This is a genomic window from Komagataeibacter kakiaceti JCM 25156 (assembly GCF_000613305.1).
In genome coordinates this window covers 1-2,597 of record NZ_BAIO01000340.1, presented here as the reverse complement: position 1 = coordinate 2,597, position 2,597 = coordinate 1, and the positions used below count along the sequence as shown (strand labels likewise).

Annotated in this window: 2 protein-coding genes and 1 pseudogene; all 3 read right to left on the bottom strand. The window is 66.2% G+C overall.

Going from position 1 to position 2,597, the window contains the following annotated elements:
• Positions 1-487 (bottom strand): nicotinamidase (locus JCM25156_RS13425; protein ID WP_025813485.1); only part of this gene is annotated, 487 nt, incomplete at its 3' end.
• Positions 488-577: 90 nt separating this feature from the next.
• A pseudogene (der, locus tag JCM25156_RS24405) lies at positions 578-2,006 on the bottom strand (ribosome biogenesis GTPase Der).
• A gap of 15 nt (positions 2,007-2,021) precedes the next feature.
• The coding region (locus tag JCM25156_RS13415; RefSeq protein ID WP_025813484.1) for a PQQ-binding-like beta-propeller repeat protein at positions 2,022-2,597 on the bottom strand (576 nt) is incomplete at its 5' end.

The window sequence follows — 2,597 nt, the reverse complement described above, 5'->3', positions numbered from 1 at the left end:
CGTGCAGCACGACCGTGCGAAAGCCGGCCCGCAGCGCGTCACGCGCGGTATGGGCCACGCAGTAATCCAGCGCGACACCAACGATGAAGACCCGCGTGATCCCGCGCTCCTTCAGCAGACCATCCAGCCCGGTCCGGTTCCGGCGGGCATTGTCCTCAAAGGCGGAATAGCTGTCGGTATCGGGGTGCATTCCCTTGCGCAGCACCAGCCCGATACGGGTCTGGTCCAGCGCGGGCGCAAGGGCCGCCCCCGGCGTCCCGGCCACGCAATGAACCGGCCACCGGTTTTCTCCCTCCCCGAAGGAGACATGCCCCGCCGGATGCCAGTCCTGGCTGGCCACGACCAGCCCAAACGGCAGATGGGAAAGCTGGTTAATAAGCGGCACAAGCCCGTCCGCCCCCTTCACGGCCAGCGCGCCGGTGGGGGGCAGGAAATCAACCTGCATGTCAATAATCAGCAGGGCATCGGTCGGACCGGGGGTGAGCATGGATCATCCAGTGGCGAATGCCCGTTTCCCGCATGGGAACCGGACCATGCCGGTCATGCCCCCATACGGATGCTTGCTGGGTAAGATCCCCTAGCGTTCCTTCGCGTAGGGGTTGCTGGACGCGCGCAGCAGCAGCCGGATGGGCGTGCCGGGCAGGTCGAATGTCTCCCGCAGCCCGTTGACCAGATAACGCTGGTAATCCTCCGGCAACTGGTCGGTGCGGGTGCCGAACAGGATGAAGGTGGGCGGCCGGGCCTTGGCCTGCGTGATATAACGCAGCTTGAGCCTGCGCCCGTCCACCAGCGGCGGCGGATGACGCGAGACCATCATCTCGAACCAGCGGTTGAGCGCGCCGGTGGGCACACGGCGGTTCCAGACATCATACGCGCGGCGTACGGTCGGCAGCAGCCTGTTGATGCCCGCCCCCGTCATGGCGGAGAAGGAGACAACCGGAATGCCGCGCATCTGCGCCAGCGAGGTCTCGATCCGGTCACTGATGGCCTGCCGGGTCGCGGCCCGGTCCTCCACCGCATCCCACTTGTTCAGTGCGAGAACGCAGCAGCGTCCCTCACGCTCGATCAGGCGGGCGATCTGGAGATCCTGCTCATGCACACCCAGCGTCGCATCCAGCACGAGAATGACGACCTCGGCCATTTTCAGCGCCTCGATCGAGGCGGAGACGGACATTTTCTCCAGCGTCTCGTCAATGCGGGCCTTGCGGCGCAACCCCGCCGTATCGACAAGCTGGATCGGGCCTTCCCCGTCATTGAGCATGACGGCAATGGAATCGCGCGTCAGCCCCGGCTCGGGGCCGGTGATCATCCGTTCCTCGCCCAGCAGGCGGTTGAGCAGCGTGGACTTGCCCGCGTTGGGCCGCCCCACGATGGCCAGGCGCAGCGGGCCGGGGGGGCGCACGTCCTCCGCCTCTTCCTCGGTTTCCGCCAGTATGCGGCGGTCGCGACGGGTGAGCTTCTGTACGGGCGGCAGGTCGGTGGGCGGCAGGCGGTCCACAATTTCGGACATGAGGTCGGCCACCCCCTCCCCATGCTCGGCGGAGATGGCCAGCGGCGTACCCAGCCCCAGCGAATACGCCTCCATCGCGGCGGCGGCGCCTGCCGGCCTTCCGCCTTGTTGGCGATCAGCAGCACCGGGCGGCCCTGACGGCGCAGCCAGTTGGCGAAATGCTCATCGGCGGGCGTGATGCCGCTGCGGGCGTCAATGCAGAACAGGACCAGATCCGCGCTCGCCACCGCGGATTCGGAGGAGGCCCGCATACGCCCGAACAGCGTGTCGGGGGCGGCTTCCTCCAGCCCGGCGGTGTCGATGATGCGGATGGCGCGCCCGCGCACGGTCGCCTGCCTTCCTTGCGGTCGCGGGTGACGCCCGGCGTATCGGCCACAAGCGCCTGCCTGCGCCCGACCAGCCGGTTGAAAATGGTTGATTTGCCGACATTCGGCCTGCCGGCGATCACGACAACCGGCAGCGCATCCACGGGCGCGGATGGAAAAGATGAACTCACTGCGGCAACTTTCTTTTAACTATAGGCTCTAAGGTAGCCGTTATTGTCCATCAGCAACAGCAGATTATCGACCACGATGGGCGCCGTCGTAACCTGTACCGGCAGGGAATGGAGCGATTCGATATGCCCCTGTTCCGGGTCGATGATGGCCACGCCGTTCTGCGGCATGCTGGAAACCAGCACCAGCTTGCCCCCGGCCAGGATGGGACCGATCCAGACCACGCCGCGCTTCTGCTTGTCGGCGTTTTCGTACCGGCGCAACTGCGTGATCCAGCGCACATGCCCCGAAAGCCGGTCGAGGCAGGCCACCTGCTCATCCATGGAAATGAGGAATATCCAGTCACCGATCACCAGCGGGGTGTTCTGGCCGGAAATCCCGCGCTCCCACAGCCTGCGGCCTGAACGCATGTCGATCGCGACCAGAACCGCGCCGGTGCTGATGGCGTAGGCCGTGCCATCGGTAATGACCGGCATGCCATGCACGCAGGAAAAGTCGATCAGCGCCTGCTGGCCGTTGGTGCTGCCCAGCGTGTCGGCCCACACCACCTCCCCGCCTTCCGCGCGCAGGGCCACCAGATCGCCCGAGCCGAA